Origin of the sequence: Nonomuraea sp. SYSU D8015, assembly GCF_008065375.1 — a bacterium.
Lineage (GTDB): Bacteria > Actinomycetota > Actinomycetes > Streptosporangiales > Streptosporangiaceae > Nonomuraea.
The window spans coordinates 105,278-123,421 of the sequence record NZ_VJYI01000005.1; the positions used below are offsets into that span (position 1 = coordinate 105,278).

16 protein-coding genes are annotated in these 18,144 nt (G+C 72.4%); 5 read left to right on the plus strand and 11 right to left on the minus strand.

The window, feature by feature from the left end; all coding sequences use genetic code 11:
* Positions 1-109 precede the first annotated feature (109 nt).
* The 7 genes from ID574_RS22965 to ID574_RS22995 form a co-directional block, all read right to left on the minus strand.
* The gene (locus ID574_RS22965) at positions 110-2,242 is read right to left on the minus strand and encodes a hypothetical protein (protein ID WP_188191013.1); all 2,133 of its coding nucleotides are present in this window, start codon (positions 2,240-2,242) and stop codon (positions 110-112) included.
* Positions 2,243-2,318: 76 nt separating this feature from the next.
* On the minus strand, positions 2,319-3,581 hold the full coding sequence (locus tag ID574_RS22970; protein WP_188191014.1) for an acyl-CoA reductase: 1,263 nt from the start codon (positions 3,579-3,581) through the stop codon (positions 2,319-2,321).
* Positions 3,581-4,606, minus strand: coding sequence for a LuxE/PaaK family acyltransferase (locus tag ID574_RS22975; RefSeq protein ID WP_188191015.1), 1,026 nt, complete (start codon positions 4,604-4,606; stop codon positions 3,581-3,583). Before ID574_RS22975 ends, ID574_RS22970 begins: the two co-directional genes overlap by 1 nt.
* A 394-nt stretch (positions 4,607-5,000) precedes the next feature.
* Positions 5,001-6,311, minus strand: coding sequence for an AMP-binding protein (locus tag ID574_RS22980; protein WP_188191016.1), 1,311 nt, complete (start codon positions 6,309-6,311; stop codon positions 5,001-5,003).
* Positions 6,308-7,102, minus strand: coding sequence for an SDR family NAD(P)-dependent oxidoreductase (locus ID574_RS22985; protein WP_188191017.1), 795 nt, complete (start codon positions 7,100-7,102; stop codon positions 6,308-6,310). Before ID574_RS22985 ends, ID574_RS22980 begins: the two co-directional genes overlap by 4 nt.
* A 108-nt stretch (positions 7,103-7,210) precedes the next feature.
* The gene (locus ID574_RS22990) at positions 7,211-7,393 is read right to left on the minus strand and encodes a hypothetical protein (RefSeq protein ID WP_188191018.1); all 183 of its coding nucleotides are present in this window, start codon (positions 7,391-7,393) and stop codon (positions 7,211-7,213) included.
* 51 nt (positions 7,394-7,444) lie between these two features.
* Positions 7,445-7,693, minus strand: coding sequence for an acyl carrier protein (locus ID574_RS22995; protein ID WP_188191019.1), 249 nt, complete (start codon positions 7,691-7,693; stop codon positions 7,445-7,447).
* 367 nt (positions 7,694-8,060) lie between these two features.
* Between ID574_RS22995 and ID574_RS23000 the strand changes: the two genes are divergently transcribed.
* The 3 genes from ID574_RS23000 to ID574_RS23010 are packed head-to-tail and all read left to right on the plus strand — an operon-like array spanning position 8,061 to position 12,699.
* Complete coding sequence (locus tag ID574_RS23000) at positions 8,061-8,975, plus strand: hypothetical protein (RefSeq protein ID WP_223166977.1); 915 nt, start codon at positions 8,061-8,063, stop codon at positions 8,973-8,975.
* Positions 8,976-8,991: 16 nt separating this feature from the next.
* Positions 8,992-10,773, plus strand: coding sequence for a hypothetical protein (locus tag ID574_RS23005; protein ID WP_188191020.1), 1,782 nt, complete (start codon positions 8,992-8,994; stop codon positions 10,771-10,773).
* A 39-nt stretch (positions 10,774-10,812) separates the two neighbouring features.
* Entirely contained in the window at positions 10,813-12,699 is a 1,887-nt protein-coding gene (locus ID574_RS23010) for a glycosyltransferase family 2 protein (RefSeq protein ID WP_188191021.1), read from the plus strand.
* On the opposite strand, the gene ID574_RS23015 is transcribed toward ID574_RS23010, so the two are convergent.
* Entirely contained in the window at positions 12,696-13,820 is a 1,125-nt protein-coding gene (locus ID574_RS23015) for an aminotransferase class I/II-fold pyridoxal phosphate-dependent enzyme (RefSeq protein ID WP_188191022.1), read from the minus strand. The two genes, ID574_RS23010 and ID574_RS23015, sit on opposite strands and share 4 nt — an antisense overlap.
* Positions 13,820-14,797: a UDP-N-acetylglucosamine 4,6-dehydratase (inverting) gene (pseB, locus tag ID574_RS23020; RefSeq protein WP_188191023.1), complete on the minus strand. Its 978-nt coding sequence runs from the start codon at positions 14,795-14,797 to the stop codon at positions 13,820-13,822. The genes ID574_RS23015 and pseB overlap by 1 nt, the downstream gene beginning before the upstream one ends.
* Before the next feature lie 84 nt (positions 14,798-14,881).
* Between pseB and ID574_RS23025 the strand changes: the two genes are divergently transcribed.
* A complete protein-coding gene (locus tag ID574_RS23025) occupies positions 14,882-15,610 on the plus strand; it encodes a cytidylyltransferase domain-containing protein (RefSeq protein WP_188191024.1) in 729 nt (242 codons plus the stop codon).
* Complete coding sequence (locus tag ID574_RS23030; protein ID WP_188191025.1) at positions 15,607-16,563, plus strand: PseG/SpsG family protein; 957 nt, start codon at positions 15,607-15,609, stop codon at positions 16,561-16,563. The genes ID574_RS23025 and ID574_RS23030 overlap by 4 nt, the downstream gene beginning before the upstream one ends.
* On the opposite strand, the gene pseI is transcribed toward ID574_RS23030, so the two are convergent.
* Both pseI and ID574_RS23040 read right to left on the minus strand, forming a co-directional pair.
* Positions 16,560-17,603, minus strand: a complete 1,044-nt coding sequence (gene pseI, locus ID574_RS23035; protein WP_188191026.1) for a pseudaminic acid synthase — start codon at positions 17,601-17,603, stop codon at positions 16,560-16,562. The genes ID574_RS23030 and pseI overlap by 4 nt on opposite strands.
* Complete coding sequence (locus ID574_RS23040; protein WP_188191027.1) at positions 17,600-18,091, minus strand: GNAT family N-acetyltransferase; 492 nt, start codon at positions 18,089-18,091, stop codon at positions 17,600-17,602. The genes pseI and ID574_RS23040 overlap by 4 nt, the downstream gene beginning before the upstream one ends.
* Between the last annotated feature and the right edge of the window lie 53 nt (positions 18,092-18,144).

The following is an 18,144-nucleotide window of genomic DNA, read 5'->3' on the forward strand; positions in this document are numbered from 1 at the left end:
AGGTTCCCTGATCCTTTGCCTGTGGGCGTACGTCCAGGGAAATGTTGCTCGGGGCGTCCAGCGGGGCGCGTGCCGTTTCTCCTCACCATTCCATGAGCGGGCGAGACTTTTACCTCGAGGTGAGCTCGTAAACGGAGGAGGTCGCGTTCCGGAAGCGCAATCTGGCAAATTTCGCCAGCTCCGGATTCGGACCGGTGAAAAGCCATCGGACGCCGTACTCACGGGCGAGCCGGCGGACGTTGTCCGCCGTCGGAGCGGCGAACACCGCGTCGTTCGCGGCCAGCCGCGCCTGATCCGCGAACGGGACCCGCAGGTACGAGTTCACGAACAGCCGGGTCCGTGACAGCGTGCTCTCGGCGTACCCCCATCCCTCCACGAGCACCCGCCGCTCGGTGAACCCCGACACCCAGAAGTGCCTGCTGTCGCACGTGCGCCCGGGAACGGGACGGCAGTGCAGGTCGGTGGCCACCACGTCGTCGGGCGAGGAGTGGTCGCGCAGCCAGCGTCCGGCCTCCAGCGCGCCTTCGGGGATCAGCCGCACCTGTTCCTCCTGCTCGGGCGAGACGTGCACGACCACCTCGCGGGCCGAGGCCGGGACCGCGTACCCGGCGAGCAGCGCCACCGCCGCCGGCACCGTCCCGCGCCACCACAGCGCCGCCGCCCCGATCGCGAGCACCGCGTACGGCGCCACGACCCGCTCCAGCGGACCCCCGAGGACCTCGGTCTGCGCCGCCAGCCCGGCCGCGCCCGCACCCAGGCCCGCCCAGGCCCACGGCACACGCCGCGCCATGATCCCGCACACGGCCGCGATCGACAGGTACGGCCGGGCGCCCTCCAGGAAGTAGAGCTGCGACTCCGCCGGATGCCCCAGCACCACGGCCGCGCCCACCCCTGCGGCCCCCATGCCGAGCAACAGCAGCAAGGGCGGCTCCAACGCCCGCCGTCCCAGCCCCGCCACCCCACCCCACACACAAACCAGGCAGAACAGATGCACGACGGTCAGCACGGCCAACGGGAGCGGGGACACCGACGCCAGCTCGGGCATCCCGAGGTCGGCCACCTTCCCCCAAAGCACCCGCATGGTGGCGAACGGCGCGATGTCCATGCCCTGCGCCCCGCGCCCGAACACCACGAACTGCGCGATCAGCAAGCACACCAGCGTGATGCCGGCGGCCGCGAGCCACGCACCCGGCGGCCGCCGCTCCACGACCCACCGCACGGCCACCACGACCGCCAACCCCGCCAGCAGCAGGGGCAGGAACGTGGCCTTCGCCCCGGTGAGCGTCAGCAGCAGCACGATCAGCGCCGCCCATCCCCGCGACCGTCCGACGAGCAGCAGCACCACGGGGGCGAACAACAGCGCCCCGAACGTCTGCGTGGGACTCGCCCAGGCGGTGAACATCGACCGCGACGTGAAGACCACACCTTCCTGCAGGACCGGGCTGAACAGGAAGTACGTCACCCCGGCCGCCGCCGCCCCGGCCGCCCAGCACCCGCCGACCCGCCGCCCCAGCACCGCCACCAGCACGACCAGGGCGGCCGTCATCGGCAGCGTGGAGAGCCGGTAGACCAGTGTCACGGGCTCGATCCCGGTGACCCAGCTCGTGGCGGCCATGTCGGCGTAGACGAACCAGTGGTAGGAGAGGCGCTCGCCCAGCACGGACGGCAGCGTGGGCGGCATGTGGTGCTTGGCCTCGCCGACCAGCGCCAGGTGGTAGGGCATGTCCACGTAGGCGCTCGTGATCGGCACCCGGTACAGGGAGAGCGCGCTCCACGTGATCAGATATCCGACGACTCCGGCGAGCACCCACGCGCACCACCCGGGCATCCGCTCCTTGACAGCCGCACCTCGCCAGTGCCGCCGCAGTCCGGGCACGCACGCGAACGCGCCGATCACGGCGACGGGCGGGACCAGCACGAGCAGCGGCAGGCCCGCCGCCCTGGCCGGGATGTAGGCGAGGACCTCGACCGCGTACCCGAGGGCCAGCCCGGCCGTGACGTCCTCGGCCACGGACCTGCCGCCCCCGGCCAGCGCCCGCCACAGCAGCGTGCCCGGCAAGGCCACCCCGATCCCGACGTACGCCGCGAAAGCAGCCAGATCACGTGGGGAGACCCCGCACCACAGGAACACGACCACCGCTGCCATGCCCACCAGCCCAGCAGGCAGCCACCCCGAGCCGATCCGCCGGCCGGTCGATCCCCTCGGATGGGCGGACGCGGGGTCGGCTGAGGTGATCGTCATCGGACCGGACCCCGGGAGAAGGCCGGGCGGCAGGCACCCGCCATCACAGCCGCAGGAATCACGGGAAACGACGCCATCACTGGCGGATCACGGTGACCAGGCGCGTGAACTCGACCGGAAGATCGACGCCGTCCCACACGCGATGGAAGCTCAACGCGCTGCCGACCGGCACCATCCGATCCACCCCTCGCCCTGCCAGCCCCCTGGCCAGCTCCTCCAGCTCGGGCCGTCCGAACCCGAAATGCGTCATCGTCTGATCCCGACGCTCGACCAAGGGCACCAGCTCCGCCAGCGAGCCGAGCCTGGCGTGGGCGAACGTCCCGGCCCCCAGCCATCGCCTCGGCGCGGCGGCCGCGGCCGCCAGCGTCACGTTGGCCAGAGCGTTGCCGCGGAACTCCACGCTCTCCGCCAGCCCGTCGGCGGCCAGTCCGTACGTCGAGACCCGCTTCTCCACGGCCATCGCCGCGTCCACACCCCACCCGCGCGCGGTGAGCACCCGCGACACGTGGTCGGTGAAATCGGCCCGCGCCGCGTCGCAGTCGCGCTCCGCGCCGACCCAGAACACGGTGCGCGGTGACGAGCAGGCCGCCTGGTCGAACCAGTAGCCGTCGTTCACGAACCCCTCCGCCACGGCCACCCGCGCGGCTCGCGGCGCACACAGCCAGGCCGCCGCCCGTATGACGGCGAACGAGGAACGATCGGGGAACACCAGGTCACGGGCGTGCGGCGGAAGCGGGTGGCGCCGGACGTCCCGCACCGTGCCGTCCCCGCCCCAGATCACCCGGAGGTCGCAGGCCGCGGACAGCGCGGCGGTGACGGAGGTCTGCGAACGGTCGTAGGAGATGATCCGCTGCGTCTCGCCGACGACGGGGTCGGCCTCGGCCAGCACCTCGTGCAGCATCTCCGTGATCACCTCGGCGACCGGGCCGGAGCGCGGCGAGAGGCGCACGATGTTGCGGTTGCCCATCAGGGCCGACAGAGCCCAGGAGTAGACGAAGACCGTGTCCACGTTCGCGGGCGGGATGTGGAGGATCAGGCCGCGGGGGACGCGTACGTGCTCTTGGGAAAGGCTTTCGAGGGTGCGGGACAGCTCGCTGGGCCGCAGGAAGAAGCCGAGCGAGCCCAGCTCCGGATGCCGCCGCGCTGCCGCCGGCCGCAACAGCCGCCGCCCGAACGCCGCGAGAAACTCGCGCACCCGCTCGTCCCCGACCTCGAGCGCGTTGGCCCGAAGCCGCCCGAGCAGCGCTTCGACGGGCACGTCGCCCCCGGCGGGGAACCGCACCCGCACCACCGCGCCGTCGTCGGCCGCCGTCGCCGCAACAGTCGTCTCGTCCAGCATCAGCCCTGCCCCATGGTGTCGCTGCAGCCGCGTGCCTCCGCCTGCGGCAGCCTGCCGAGCACCTCGAACCGCTTCCCCGGCCAGGCCCCGTCGTCCACGCCACGCACCACGCCCAGGTCCTCGGTCAGCAGCACGTGGCCGGGGTATGAGGTGGGAAGCGTGCTCACCACCTCGATCAGCCCCGGCACACCGGGCGGCGCCTCCTGCCAGGTCTCCGGATCGCGGATCACGACATTGGCGAAATCTGGGCAGTAGAGCCCATCCCCGTCCGGCCCCTCCAGAAAGACCGTCCCGATCTGCTCCACCATCCCGTAGAAGTTGTGAATCCTGCTCAGCCCGCACTCGGCCGCCAGCCGCCGCCGGAACTCGGCGTTGTCCACCGCCTGCTCGGCCAGCCGCTTCCATCCGCCGGAGTGGATCAGCACCCCCTGCGACAGATCCGCCCCCAGGTCACGCAGACAGAGCCACACCATGAACGTGAACCCGAAGATCAGGAACCGCTCGCCGCCGTGTCGCGACAGGAACCGCTTGACCGCCTCCGCATCGACCCGCCCCTGCTCGTCCAGCACGAACGTGTGGTCTCTGCCGAAGTTCATCATCCCTAGCACGCCGGCGCCGCGAGCGCTCAGCGTCGGGTCGCGTACGACGGCGCGGCTGTCCACGATCAGCATCGGCAGTCGCCGCTCGCCCAGCACCACCCTGAGCGTCGCCGCCAGCATCCGCGTCTGCGCCGCGGCCGCCTCCCGATCGAGGTGAATCCGGCTGGGCCGCTGCCCGGTGGTCCCACTTGAGGTCAGAACCCTGAACACCTGCTCTTGGGGCACGCTCCGCAACTCGTGCGTCTTGAACAGCCGCACCGGCAACCACGGAAGATCCACCAGTCGCTCGTACGGCGGCCGGGCCCCGATCGCATCCAGGATGCGCCGATACGGGAGGCAGGCCTCCCGATGCCGCTCGGTCAGGTCGGCCAGCGCGGGAACGAGCCCCGCCTCCCGCTCGACCTCACCTTTCGTGAACACGCTCATCCGACGGCCCCCAGCACCTCGGCCACACCCCGGCAGCACAACACCCAGCAGGCCCCGTACGCCGCCGCCCCCAGCCCGCCGACGCGGCCCGCCAGCGGCAGGTGCCGCCACGCACGACTGCCACGCCTCAGACCCGCGCCCAGCGCCGAAAGGAGCCTCGCCGCCGGCACACCCCATCGCCGACCCCGGCCTCGCTCCGCCACAGGGGCTCGCCACCGCCGCCGAGGAGGTGGCCCGGCTGCACGGTCTCGCGGCGGGCGTGTGAGGACAGTCACGCCAACGCGGGGGCCACGGCGAGGGCGGGGGTATCCAGGGGCGCCGTGGGTCCTGCGCCGTCCGCCTGCTCGCGCACCACGCCACAGGTGCGGCTCTGTCGTGCGTTGGGCGGGGACGGTCATGAGCGGGCTTCCAGCGCCCGGTAGTCGATCTTGCCGGTGGCGAGCAGCGGGAGGCGGTCGATGCCGCGTACGTCGAACCCGCTCCAATGCACCCGCAGCTCGGCCCCCAGCCGCCGCGCCAGCCCCGCGCACCCGGCCGCGTCGAGCCCCTCGGCCCACACCGTCACCCGATCGTCCCCGCTGGTGGCCGCCACCGGCCCGGTGTCGCGCAGCAGGCGCTCCACGTCGTCGAGGTTCACCCGGACGCCGAAGATCTTGGCGATCCGCTTGAGACGCCCGGTGATGGAGAGGAACCCGTCGGAATCCAGCCGCCCGAGATCGCCGGTGGGCAGCACTCCCCCCAGATCGTCACCTCGGGCCAGGTCAGCGGCCGTCTCGGCGTAGCCCATCATGACGTTGGGCCCGTGGTAGACCACCTCGCCGTCCACGATCTCCAGTCGCCCACCGGGAACGGCCACCCCCACCGAGCCCGGTTTGTCGGCGAGCCGGTCCGGTGGCAGGACGGCGATGCGGGCGGTGGCCTCCGTCTGCCCGTACATGACGAAGAACCGGTCGGCCTTGCCCGAGAACTCCGTGACGAGGTCGGGGTGGAGCCGGCCGCCTGCCTGGGTGAGCGTGGCGATCGTGGGGTGCTCGGAGCGGTCGTAGCGGAGGCGGCGCAGCATTTCGTACTGGTAGGGGACGGCGGCCAGCGACGTGCACCGGTGCGCGTCCAGATGTGTCCAGAACGACCGCTCCAGCAGCCCCGCCTCCGTCAGCACCACGGTCGCGCCCGCCGCCAGGTGGCTGTTGAGCACCGACAGCCCGTAGCTGTAGTGCAGCGGCAGGCTGGTGGGCGCGATCTCGTCGGGAGTGATCGACAGGGCCGTGGCGATGGCCGCGGCGTTGGACAGGACTGCCTGGCGCGACAGGCGTACGAGCTTGGGATTGCCGGTCGAGCCCGACGTGGCGAGGAGCACGGCCAGGTCGGGATGTGGAACCGGCGCGTCGCGCCGCGCCGGCGGCGAGCCGTCGGCGGCGTGCGTGAACCCCAGCAACGCGGCCGGCCGGAACCGGACCACCAGATCCGCCAGCATCCCGGCCGACAGGTCGGGGTCGAGCAGCGCGATCGGCCGGCCGGACTGCCAGGCGGCGAGGAAACGCAGCACGGACCTGAGGTTGTTGCGCATGCCGCAGAACAGCGGCCCCGGCCGGAGCCGGCTCAGCGCCTCCGCCGCGCGTGCGACGCGGTCGACGAGTTCGTCGCCGCCGAGGCCGGCCGGATCTCCGGCGACGACGAGCCGGGCCTGTGGGTGCGGGAACATCATGGCGCCAGCCCGCCGTCCACGCCGATGACCTGGCCGGTGATGAACCCGGCGTCGGGCGAGAGCAGGAACGCGACGGCGGCGGCGACGTCGTCGGGCGTGCCGAGGCGGCCGAGCGGGGTCGCCGCCATCGTGGCGCCGCGGGCTTCGTCGTCGAGCGTGGAGAGCATGTCGGTCTGGATGTAGCCGGGGGCCACGGCGTTGACCCTGATGCCGGCGGGGCCCAGCTCCTTGGCGGCGGCCAGGGCGAGGCCGATGACCGACGCCTTGGTTGCGGAGTAGACCGCCTGCCCTGGACCGCCGGCGCGGCCCATGATCGAGGAGATCAGCACCACGGCGGGACGGGCGCCCCGGCGCAGGAGCCTGAGCGAGGCCTGCAGGGTGTGCGTCGCGCCGATCGCGTTGACCTCGAACAACCGGCTGACCGTGTCGTGGCGGACCATGCCGAGCAGGCCCGCGGCGTGGATGCCGGCGTTGACGACGAGCGCGTCGAGCCGGCCGTGCCGCTGGTAGATCCGCCGCATCATGGCCGAGACGAGGGCGGAGTCGGCCACGTCGCCGTGAACCGAGTCGGTCGGCCCACCGGTCTGCGCGGCCACCTCGGCGGCCGCCTTCGCGGCCCGCTCCTCGTCACGGCCGTGCAGCACGACGATGTGCCCGGTCGCGGCCAGCCGCAGCGCGACCGCGCGTCCGATGCCGGCCGTCGAGCCGGTCACGAGCGCGACCCGCCACTCGGACGCCGGCTCCGGCGTCGCGACGGCACGAAGCTCGGAGGGTGGCGGCTCCACGGTCATCAGAAACCTCCGTGGATACGCCGGCCTTCAGACCGGACAGGAAACGGACCCCTGCGGAGCAGGGCAGGAACAGGCGATTGGCCGCCAGGCGCAACGCCGTCGAAACGGTCAGTTGGGCACACCGGTCTCTCCTTGCAGGTGGTAGGCGTAGCCGTCGCCGCGCTGCAGCAGGCGCACATGCCGGTGGCCGATGCCCTGGACGACGCCAAGGGCGGTAGCGATGGTGGACTTGCCGGACGTGCGGACCGCGGCCCGGCCGGTGTGAACCCCGACGCTCTTCCCGGACGGCACGCTCGCGCGGACCAGGCCACCGCCTCCAGCACCCGCCTGGCGGCCCGGTGCTCAGACGGCGGCGGCGCCGATGCCATGTTTCTCCAGCAGCTCGGCCGCCTTCGCGAACGAGCTCATGTCGATCATTTCGTCGGTGTCGATCATGATGGAGAACTCGTCCTCCATCGCCGCGATCAGCGCCATGTGGGCCAGTGAGTCCCACTGCGGGATGGCGCGGTATTCGAGGCCGTCGACGTCGGCGTCGGCGGAAAGGCTGAGTGCCCTGCGGAAAACAGCGCGCAGGCGGTCGAGATGATTCATGATCACCACTCTCTGCTCCCGAACAACGACCGAGTGTAGCGACATTTTCCAGCCAGGAGAAACCAAGGACCCGCCGCGAGTAATGGAACCGTATAACGGCGAGTGGGGCACGTTCGGGGCTGGGAATGTCGGATGGGGCGCGGCAACCGCTACAGGGGGAATGATGGACGAATCCAATCACTGGTACGGGCACTCCCGCATACTCGGCAGATACTGCGATATGTCGGAGGAAACGCCAAAGCGAATCCAGGGCTTCCTTCAGCACGGATGGAACTATCTCCATGGATTTCCCCCGAACGACCACTGGTGTAGTCCGGGTTATCCCCGTTTCATCTGGTCTGACGTGCTGCGTCGCCGAGGGTGGTCGATGGGCCGCAGGGGACACTACCTCATCGGCGCGCCCTGGATTTACCTCCTTCACCTGGAGCCGGACCTGGGTGTGACGCCGAAACGCGAGGGTACGATCTGGTATCCCTTTCATGGCTGGGAGAAGCATTCCGTCCACGGCGACCACGGGCGGCTCGCCGACGAAATACGAAATGTCGAGACCGGTCCGGTAACGGTCTGCCTTTATTGGCTGGAATTCGCGAATCCGGACATTCGACAGGCGTACGAATCGAGGGGATTCCGGGTCATCTGCCATGGCGAGCGCGGATCCCGCTGGGAGAGCAAGGGGCGCGACTTCCTGCGCAAGCAGCTGGTCCAGCTGCGGCGACACCGCAGGGTGGCCTCCAACAGGCTCGGCAGCGCCGTGTTCTACGGCGCCTCGGTGGGGTGCGAGGTGGCGGTGTACGGCGACCCGATGCAGTTTGAGGACGAGCGTCCCGAGTACGGCGGCACGGCGCGCCGCATGCGGCTCTGGCCCGAGCTGCACGGCACGCACGTCGATCCCGAGCTGGCCGCCGAGGTGGCGAGGCGCGAGCTGGGATTCGAGTATCAGGCGACACCGGAGGAACTACGGCGGATGTTCGGTTGGAAGCGACCCGCGAGGCCGCACGGTCGCCCGGAGGAGCGCAGGGGCCGAAGCGACCACAGCGGGGGCCCGGAGGGAGCGCCGTCGCCCAGAGGGTTGGCGGGAGCGAAGCGACCAGAGCGGGGCAAGGCGCTGTCGTCTGGCGACGGGGCCGCCGCACGGAGTGGGGCCACGAGCAGGCGGCGGCAGGTGGCGATCGAGCCCGCCTCGCGGAGTGAGGCCGGGAGCATGAGGAGCAGCCGGAACGATGCGACCAGAGCGACGGGGGAAGGCGGCGGCGGACGGCGAGCGAGCCGCCCCGCCGAGTGAGGGCATGGACACGCGCATGAACGACGCACCCGAGAACGTCCGGTTGATCGGCGGGGAAATGCTGCTGTGGTCGGACATGTCCAACCGGGACGGCATCACGGACTGGCGGGGTGCCGCACTGGAGCTGATCAGCCGGATGCTGCCGCCGAGCGGCAGGGTGCTGCTGGTCGGCCCGCATCCGCAGGCCGTGGTGGACCAGGTGGCGGCACACGCCCCGTCGGCGGCCGTGCTGCTGCGCTCCTACCCGGACGCCTGCGCCCTCGGCGAGCGTCACCCGGGGCTGGCGGTCTACTGCGGGCGGCTGGAGGTGTTCGCGGCGGAGGAGCCGTACGATCTGGTGCTGGCACTGGACGGGCTGCTGCGCACACACTCCGCCGAAGCGCCGGCGGCAGCCTGGATCGAGTCGCTCGACGCCCTGGCCGCCCACGTCGCACCCGGCGGGCGGTTGGTGCTCGGGGTGCGCAACGACCTGGGCGTGGACCGTTTCCTCGAGGCCCGGCCCGCCGAGCGGGACGGCGGCGACGACCAGTGGGCGCCGCACGGTTTCGACCCCAGCTACCCCAGCGGACCGGGGGCGCTGGACGCCGGGCTCGAGTCGGCGGGGCTGACGGTGCAGCGGTGCTACGCCGCCTACCCCGGCCGGCAGGCGCCCCGGGCGCTGCTCGCCCGCGAGGCACTGGCCTTCGGCCTGCCGGACGCGCTCACGTTCCCGCTGAGCGCCGGGGAGGGCGACCGCATGCTGGTGGCCGACCCGCTCCACCTGACGCGCCTGGTGTTCCGCCACCGCCTGGGGGAAGAGCTCGCGCCGCTGTGGCTGGCCGTGGCAACCCGCCCGCTGATCACAAAGACCCCGCGACCCTCGGCCCTCACCAGCCGGCACACCGCCACGGTCGCGGCACACGACGACCCCGCCGACGCTGACGTCACACCGCACGGCGATCACGCCGACGCCGCTCCGTACGACGAGGACGCCGCCGAGATGATGGCGCGCGACGAGCCCGGCGCCGCCGTCGGCCCGGCCGGCGCGAGCGCGTTGCCGCTGGGGCTCCTCGAGGACGGCGCCGCCGTGTACGAGCTCACCCGCGCCGGGCTCAAGCGGCTCCCCAACGGCGAGGAGCGCCCGATCCCCACCGGCCGGGTCGTCGAGGAGATCCTCGTCGAGGCGTGTGCCCGGGAGGACGTGAAGACCGTCCGTGACCTGCTCTCCGTCCTGGCCACCTGGCTGGAGAAGGAGGGCGGCGACGCCGCGGCGGCCACGGACGGCCTGGTGTACGACGGCGAGCGTTTCACCGCCGTCACCCCGGGTGCCCCCGCCCCCGCCACGCCCCCGGACCCCCGCATCGCCCTGTGCCGGATCCTGTGGCGGTTCGCCGTCCGGCTGCAGGCGGCAGGCCATCACCACCCGTGGCCGTGGCCGCTGGATGCGGACCAGCTCACGTTGACCCTGTGCGGCATGGCCGGCCGCCCATGCGACCCCGGCGACCTCGACCTGGCCCGCAAGCTGGACGCAGAGCTCGGACACCCCACGGAGCCGGCCGCGCAGGCGCCGACGTACCGCGACCTGCTGGGCGCCCGCGACCGCCTGGCCGACCAGCTCACCGCCGCCCTGGCACGCGTCGCGCGCCTGGAGACCAAGCTCTCCTACCGGGAGCGCGAGCTGGTCAGGGCCAAGGCCAAGCTCCACAGGAGCCAGCGCAAGGCCACCGCCTACCGCAGGACCCTCGGCTACCGGCTCTCACGCCGCCTGGCCCGCCCGCGCAAGGTCGCCCGGAAGGTCTTCCGCCTGTTGTCCGGCTGACGAATCCACCCGCTGCCCAGCTGACGAAGAGGAGCGCATGTGCCGGTTCTTTCGGTGATCGTCCCGTTCTACAACGTCGAGAAGTACATCGGACCCTGCCTGGACTCCATCTCCGCCCAGACCCTGGACGATCTGGAGGTGATCTGCGTGGACGACGGCAGCGACGACGGCGGCCCCGCCCTCGTCCGCGCCAGGCAGGCCGACGACCGCCGGATCAACCTCATCAGCCAGGACAACCAGGGCGTGGGACGTGCCCGCAACGTCGGCGTACGCCGGGCACGCGGACGCTACCTGGCGTTCGTGGACGGCGACGACACGGTGCCGCCGGACGCGTTCAGGCGCCTGGTGTCCTCACTCGAGACCACGGGCTCCGACCTGGCCTGCGGAAACGTCATGCGTCTCCATCGAAACCTGCTCATCCCGTCGTGGGCGCACCGGGAGGCGTTCGCCAAGCCGATCAAGGGCACCCACATCACCCGCCACCCGCTGCTGATCCGCGACCGCATGTTGTGGAACAAGGTCTACCGCCGCTCCTTCTGGGACGCCCTGGGCCTGAGCTTCCCCGAGCGCATGTACGAGGACCAGCCCGTCGCCATGGCTGCCCACGTCGGGGCCCGCTCGGTCGACGTGCTGGCCAGGGTCGTCTACCACTGGCGGCAGCGCGACGAGCCCGGCACTTCGATCACCCAGCGGAGCCTGGAGCCGGGCAACCTGCGCGACCGCCTCCTGTCGGTGCTGGAGACCGCCGACCTGGTCGCCCGCCACGCGCCGCGACTCAAGCCGGACTTCGACCGCGACACCATGGACATCGACATGGCCGTCGCGGTGGAGGCCGTGGCCGCGATGGGCGAGTCGGCGGATCCGGAGCTGATCGGTCTGATCGTCCGCTATCTCGACGGCGTGTCGCGCGAGGCGTGGCGAAGCATTCCGTTCGCCCAGCGGCTCCAGGTCCATCTCCTCCACCGGCGCCGCCTGGCCCAGCTGGCCGACGTCCACGCCCAGGCCCGCGACGGACGGCTGCGGCCCCGGGTGTGCCCTTCCGGGTTCCTGCGCAGGCGCTGGTACGGCAGGCATCCGTGGCTGCCCGGGCACCTGTCCGACGTCTCGGACGAGCTGGAGGTGTCGGCCCGGCTGGTCGAGCTCGACTGGCGGGACGGCGTGCTCGCCGGCGCCGGCCGGGTGGGCGTCGGCGGCTTCGACGTCAGTGAGCTGGGCCGGGCACGCGTACGCGTCTGGCTGGAGGAACGCAGGACCGGCGAGACCGTTCACCTGTCCGACCAGGAGTCCGCGCCCGCCTGGGAGATCGTGGCGGAGGACGATGACAGCAGGGCGCCCCAGCACGTGTTCCCGTTCGCGTTCGCCTTCGACCCGGCCGTGCTGTCGCGGGCCCAGCTCGCCAGGCGCGGCCACTGGGAGCTCCGGCTGCAGCTCAGGGGCCAGGGGCTGCGCCTGGAGGGCCAGGTGGCCGGGCCGCGCTGGCTGCCGCCGCCGATCCCGGCGCCGCGCCGCAGGTCGGGCGTGTGGCTCGTGCCGGTGCGCAGTGCCAAGGGGGCTTGGGGTCTGCGGCTGCGCGCGGCGGAGGCGATCATCGACGAGTGCCGGGTGGACGGCGGTGACCTGGTGTTCGCGGGGAAGATGGCCGACGTCGGCGACGGCGAGCCGGTGCTGAGGCTGAGACGCAGGAGCGACGGCGAGGAGATGTACTTCCCCGTGACGCTGACCGGGCAGCAGTTCCGCGCCCGGGTGCCGCTGGCCGGCATCGACGAGTGCGTCGGCGACGAGTCGTGGTGGGAGGTCGTCATCGACCAGGGCAAGGAACTGCGCCCGCTGGTGCGCGCCCGCCAGTGCGCCGTCGCGACCGTCGACGACCGTCGCTTCCTGGTGGATCGGGGGAAGGACGGCTGCCTGATCGTGGCCGAGCGCTAGGCCAGGATGCTCGCCAGCGTCTCGACGACGCGGTCCTGCTGGGCGTCGGACATGTCCGGGAAGAGCGGCAGCGACAGCTCCTCGGCGTAATAGGCCTCCGCCCGCGGGCACAGCCCGCGCCGATAGCCGAGGTCCTCGAACACCGGATGCCAGTACGCGGGAAGGTAGTTGACCTGCACACCGATGCCCGCGGCCCGCATGCGGTCGTAGACCTCCCGCCGCCGCCCCTCGCGGATCCGCACCGGATAGAGGTGCCAGTTCGGGCGGACGTATGCCCGCTGCGCCGGGAGCGTCAGCCCGGGCACGTCACGCAGCAGCGTGTTGTAGCGGGCCACCAGCTCGGACCTGCGGGCGCGGAAGCGCGTCAGGCGGCGCAGCTGGCTGAGGCCGAGCGCGCACAGCACGTCGGGCAGCCGGTAGTTGAGCCCGAACTCGTGCACCTCCTGGTGCCAGCCGCCCACGTCGGGCGCGCGCTGGTCGGCGGGATCCTTGACCAGGCCGTGGTTCCTGAAGCGGGCCGCCCGCCGATGGTGCTCCGGGGCGAGCGCCGCGACCGCGCCGCCTTCGGCGGTCGTCACGGCCTTGGTCGGGAAGAACGAGAACGTCGTGAGGTCCGCGAGCGCCCCCACGGGCCGATCTTTGTACGCCGCCCCGATCGAATGCGCCGCGTCCGCCATCAGCACGGCACCGACCCGGTCGGCGACCTCCCGCAGCTCGTCGTAGTCGGCGGGATGGCCCGCGTAGTCGACCGCCATGATCACCCGGGTGCGGCAGCCGGCCAGCGAGGCGACGGCGTCGGGATCGAGGTTGCCGGTGTCGGGCTGCACGTCGGCGAAGACCGGCCGGGCGCCGAGCAGCGCGGCCGTGGCCGCGGTGGCCACGAACGTCAGCGGCGAGGTGACCACCTCGTCGCCCGCGCGCACCCCGGCCGCCGCGTACGCGACGTGCAGCGCGGCCGTGCCCGAGGTGACCGACACGCACGGCACGCCGCCCGTCCAGAGGGCCAGCTCCGCCTCGAACGCGGCGACCGCCGGCCCGGTGGTGAGCCAGTCGCCGCGCAGCACCTCGGCCACCGCCTCGACGTCGGACTCGTCGATCGACTGCCGTCCGTAGGGAAGCATCAGCCGGCCACCATCGTGCGCAGGTCGTCGACCGTCAGCCACTGGTCGTTGGTGTCGGAGCGGTAGGCGAAGCCCTCCGGCAGCAGCTCCCCGGTCTGCGGCGGCAGGTAGCCCCAGGTCGCAATCGTGGGCTGGACCACGTAGCGGTCGGCCAGCCGCAGTGTCCTGCGGCCGTCGTCGGGGCCGATCATCTCCTCGTGCAGCTTCTCGCCCGGCCGGACGCCGATCTCGTAGATCGAGCTCTGCGGGGCCAGCGCCTCGGCCAGGTCGGTGATGCGCATGCTGGGGATGCGCGGGACGTAGAGCTCGCCGCCCTGCATGAGGTCGAAGGAGTCGACCACGAACCGCACGGCCTGGTCGAGGGTGATCCAGAACCTGGTCATGCGCTTGTCGGTGATCGGCAGGCTCTCGCCCTGCGCGGCCAGGCGCTGGAACAGCGGCACAACGGAGCCCCGGCTGCCGACGACGTTGCCGTAGCGGACCACGGCGAAGCGGGTCTCGTGTGCGGCGGCGTAGTGGTTGGCCGAGACGAACAGCTTGTCCGCGACCAGCTTGGTGGCGCCGTAGAGGTTGATCGGGCTGGAGGCCTTGTCCGTGGAGAGCGCGACCACCTTGCGCACGCCGCAGTCGATGGCGGCCTCGACGACGTTCTGCGATCCGGCGACGTTGGTGCGGACGTATTCGAACGGGTTGTATTCGGCGGTGTCGACCTGCTTGAGCGCGGCCGCGTGGACGACGTGGTCGACGCCGTGCATGGCGCGGGTCAGGCGGTCGCGGTCTCGGACGTCGCCGATGAACCAGCGCAGCCGCTCGTCGTCGCCGAAGAGCTGCCTGATCTCGTACTGCTTGAGCTCGTCGCGGGAGAAGACCACCAGGCGCCGCACGCCGAGCGAGTCGAGGGCGTGGCGGATGAAGGCCTTGCCGAAGGACCCCGTCCCCCCGGTGACCAGAATCGACGATCCACTGAGAATGCTCACGTGGCCCCCCTGAAGTCGCGTGCCGGGCGGTAGCATAGCGCGATCGGTCAATGACGCACTGTCACACGGGGGAATGGGGCTGCTGTGCGTATTGTCGGGATCATTCAGGCTCGTATGGGGTCCACCCGCCTTCCGGGGAAGGTGCTGCGGCAGCTGGGCGGTCGTTCTGTCCTGGGGTGGGTGGTTCGCGCCGCACGTGAGTCGCACGCCCTCGACGACCTCGTGGTCGCCACCACGACCCTGGCCGCCGACGACGTGGTGGTCGCCGAGTGCCGCCGGCTCGGCGTCGACTGCCACCGGGGGCCGGTGGACGACGTGCTGACGCGGTTCGTGCAGGCGCTGGAGGGGCGCGCGGGGGATGCCGTGATGCGGTTCACGGCCGACTGCCCGCTGCTCGACCCCACCGTGATCAGGGAGGCCGCGCTCGTCTACCGGGCCGTGCCCGGGCTCGACTACCTCAGCACCAGCCTGGCCCGCACCATGCCGCGCGGGCTCGACGTGGAGATCGTGGGCAGGGCCGCGCTCGATCGGGCCGACCGGGAGGCCGACGCCTACCACCGCACCCACGTGACCTCCTACGTCTACGAGCACCCTGGCGACGCGCGGCTGCTCGGGCTCGCCTATCGCCCGGTCGCCGACGACCTGCGGGTCACGCTCGACACCGAGGACGACTGGCGGCTCATCTCCCGCGTGGTGAGCGAGCTGGGCGACGGCTGCGTGCCGACCAGGACACTGGTGGGCTGGCTGCGTGAGCGGCCCGAGGTGTGCGGGCTCAACGCCCACGTCCGGCAGAAGGCGCTGCAGGACGCATGACCGCGGTCGGCTTCCGCTGCGACGCCGGGGTGAAGAGCGGCGTCGGACATCTGGTGCGCTGCGTGGCGCTGGCCGAGGAGCTGCGGGGGCGCGGCGTGGACGTGCTCTTCCTCGGCGCGGTGCACGGGTCCGACTGGGCCAGGGCGCAGCTCAGGGAGCGCGCGCTGCCGCTGGTCGCCGCCCCTCGGACGCCTGCGCGGCTGGCGGCCCTGGCCAGGGAGTTCCGGCTCGACGCGATGGTGCTCGACTCGTACCACCTGCCGGCGGAGACCGGGGCCGTGCTCCGGGACGCGGGGCTGGCGGTGCTGGCGATCGTCGACGGCGACCCGCGGGGTCAGGAGGCCGACCTCTACCTCGACCAGAACCTCGGCGCCGAACGCCGCGTCCTCCTCTCCGAGTCGCTGACCGGGGCGCGTTACGTGCTGCTGCGCGACAGCGTCAGGTGGCGCACGCGGGCGCCGCGGCGCGACGGGGCGGTGCCGCGGGTGCTGTGCTTCTTCGGCGGCACCGACAGCGCGGGCGTCGTCCCCGCGTGGGCGGACGCGCTCCGGGCGACCGGCGTGCCCTTCGAGGGCACGGTGGTCAGCCCGGCGCCGTTCGCGGCAGGCGGGCCGATCACCGTCATCCCGCCGACGGACCGGCTGCCGGAGCTCATGGCCGAGGCCGACCTCGTGGTCACCGCGGCCGGCTCGGCGATCTGGGAGCTGCTCTACCTCGGCGTGCCCACGGCGCTGACCTGGGTGGCCGACAACCAGCTCATCGGCTACCGCGAGCTCGTGGGCAGGGGTGTCGCGGCAGGCCTGGGCGGCGCGCCCGGCGCGGAGGCCGTCGCCGCGCTGGCCCGCCTGCTCGCCGACCCCGCCGCCCGCGAGGAGCACGGCGGCCGGGGCCGCGGCCTGGTGGACGGCAAGGGCAGGGAACGCGTGGCCGACGCCCTCCTGGCCCTGCTCTAGATCAGGTCCCAGCTCAGCGGCGTGCCCATGGGGACGTCCCGGACGAAGCGCCGCCCCATCACGTCACGCGCCGCGTCCGGGGGCAGCCCGCCGGCCGGCCGGATGGATCGCACGTTGCCGGCGCTCACCACGTCACCGGCCCGCACGTCGCGCACCACGTACAGCGACCGCCGGAACCGCAGCCCCTCGCGCTCCGACGCCCGGGGCCCGATCACCGCGCTCCCCAGCGCCTCCCAGGCCCGCCGGCTCTCCTCCACCAGCGTCGCGAGCTCGCGGGGCTCAAGGGAGAACGCGGCGTCCACCCCGCCCTCTGCGCGCGACACGGTCACGTGCTTCTCGATCAGGCAGGCCCCCAGCGCCACCGCGGCCAGCGGTACCCCGATGCCGGGCGTGTGGTCGGAGACCCCGACCACCTCCCCGGTGAGCGCGGCCAGCAGCGGCAGCGCCCGCAGATTGCTCTCGGAAGGCGCGGCCGGGTAGGAGGCGGTGCACGCCAGCACGGCGAGCTGGGTGCACCCGGCCTCCCGTGCGGCGGTCACGGCGGCGTCGATCTCGCCGGCCGTCGCCATCCCCGTGGAGATGATCAGCGGCTTGCCGGTGGCGGCGGCGAGCCTGATCAGCGGCAGGTCCACGATCTCCGAGGAGGCGATCTTGTACGCCGGCGCGCCCAGCTTCTCCAGCAGCTCAACGGCGGTCGGGTCGAACGGCGAGGAGAAGGCGACCAGCCCGTGCTCGCGCGCCCGCTCGAAGATCGGCTCGTGCCACTCCCACGGCGTGTGGGCACGCTCGAAGAGCCGGTAGAGCCGCTCCCCGCCCCACAGCGAGTGCCCGTCGCCCACGCGGAACGCCGGCCCGTCGGCGTCGACGGTGAGTGTGTCGGGCCGGTACGTCTGCAGCTTCAGCGCGTCCGCCCCCGAGCGCGCCACCGCGTCGACGATGGCCAGGGCCCGCTCCAGGCCCCCATTGTGGTTGCCGGACATCTCGGCGACGACGAACGGCGGATTGCCCGGCCCGATCGCCCGCCCCGCGATGGAGATCATGAGAGCTCCTTCCTGAGCTCGACGGCCACGATGTCGCGCGGCGCCCCGTCCACGTCCCGCCGGTAGGTCGCGACCTCGGCGAACCCGAACCGCCGGTGCAGTGCCCTGACCGGCTCGTTGTCGGCCAGCACCTCGCCGCGCAGCGCACTCACCCCGAGCGCTCCGAAGGCGTGGTCGATGGCCGCCCGCTCCAGGCCGATCCACGCCCGCAGCAGCGTCCCGGCCCGCTGCAGCCCGTCGAGGTCGAGGTAGAAGCCCCAGGTGGCGCTCTCCCGCGTGAGGCTCGAGTAGGCGACCACGCCCGCGGCGGCGCCCTCGTGGTCGTAGATCAGCACGCGCCTGGTCGCGTCGGCGCGGACGGCCGCCCACCATCGGGCGTGCTCTGCCTCGCCGATCTCATGTGTGGTGAAGCTGGAGGCCCGCACCCGCGGGTGGTTGCGCCAGCGCCGCATGGCGGGCAGATCGTCGTCCCGGACACTCCTCAGCATCGCGCCCCCTACGCTTCGCGATCGAGCCACTCCATAACGTAGCGGATTATGCG

What these genes read in the sequence shown, in the direction of transcription:
- ID574_RS22965 (WP_188191013.1), bottom strand. Translation starts at nt 2,242, where the DNA reads ATGACGATCACCTCAGCCGACCCCGCGTCCGCCCATCCGAGGGGATCG.
- ID574_RS22970 (WP_188191014.1), bottom strand. Translation starts at nt 3,581, where the DNA reads ATGCTGGACGAGACGACTGTTGCGGCGACGGCGGCCGACGACGGCGCG.
- ID574_RS22975 (WP_188191015.1), bottom strand. Translation starts at nt 4,606, where the DNA reads ATGAGCGTGTTCACGAAAGGTGAGGTCGAGCGGGAGGCGGGGCTCGTT.
- ID574_RS22980 (WP_188191016.1), bottom strand. Translation starts at nt 6,311, where the DNA reads ATGATGTTCCCGCACCCACAGGCCCGGCTCGTCGTCGCCGGAGATCCG.
- ID574_RS22985 (WP_188191017.1), bottom strand. Translation starts at nt 7,102, where the DNA reads ATGACCGTGGAGCCGCCACCCTCCGAGCTTCGTGCCGTCGCGACGCCG.
- ID574_RS22995 (WP_188191019.1), bottom strand. Translation starts at nt 7,693, where the DNA reads ATGAATCATCTCGACCGCCTGCGCGCTGTTTTCCGCAGGGCACTCAGC.
- ID574_RS23000 (WP_223166977.1), top strand. Translation starts at nt 8,061, where the DNA reads ATGGGCCGCAGGGGACACTACCTCATCGGCGCGCCCTGGATTTACCTC.
- ID574_RS23005 (WP_188191020.1), top strand. Translation starts at nt 8,992, where the DNA reads ATGAACGACGCACCCGAGAACGTCCGGTTGATCGGCGGGGAAATGCTG.
- ID574_RS23015 (WP_188191022.1), bottom strand. Translation starts at nt 13,820, where the DNA reads ATGCTTCCCTACGGACGGCAGTCGATCGACGAGTCCGACGTCGAGGCG.
- ID574_RS23030 (WP_188191025.1), top strand. Translation starts at nt 15,607, where the DNA reads ATGACCGCGGTCGGCTTCCGCTGCGACGCCGGGGTGAAGAGCGGCGTC.
- pseI (WP_188191026.1), bottom strand. Translation starts at nt 17,603, where the DNA reads ATGATCTCCATCGCGGGGCGGGCGATCGGGCCGGGCAATCCGCCGTTC.
- ID574_RS23040 (WP_188191027.1), bottom strand. Translation starts at nt 18,091, where the DNA reads ATGCTGAGGAGTGTCCGGGACGACGATCTGCCCGCCATGCGGCGCTGG.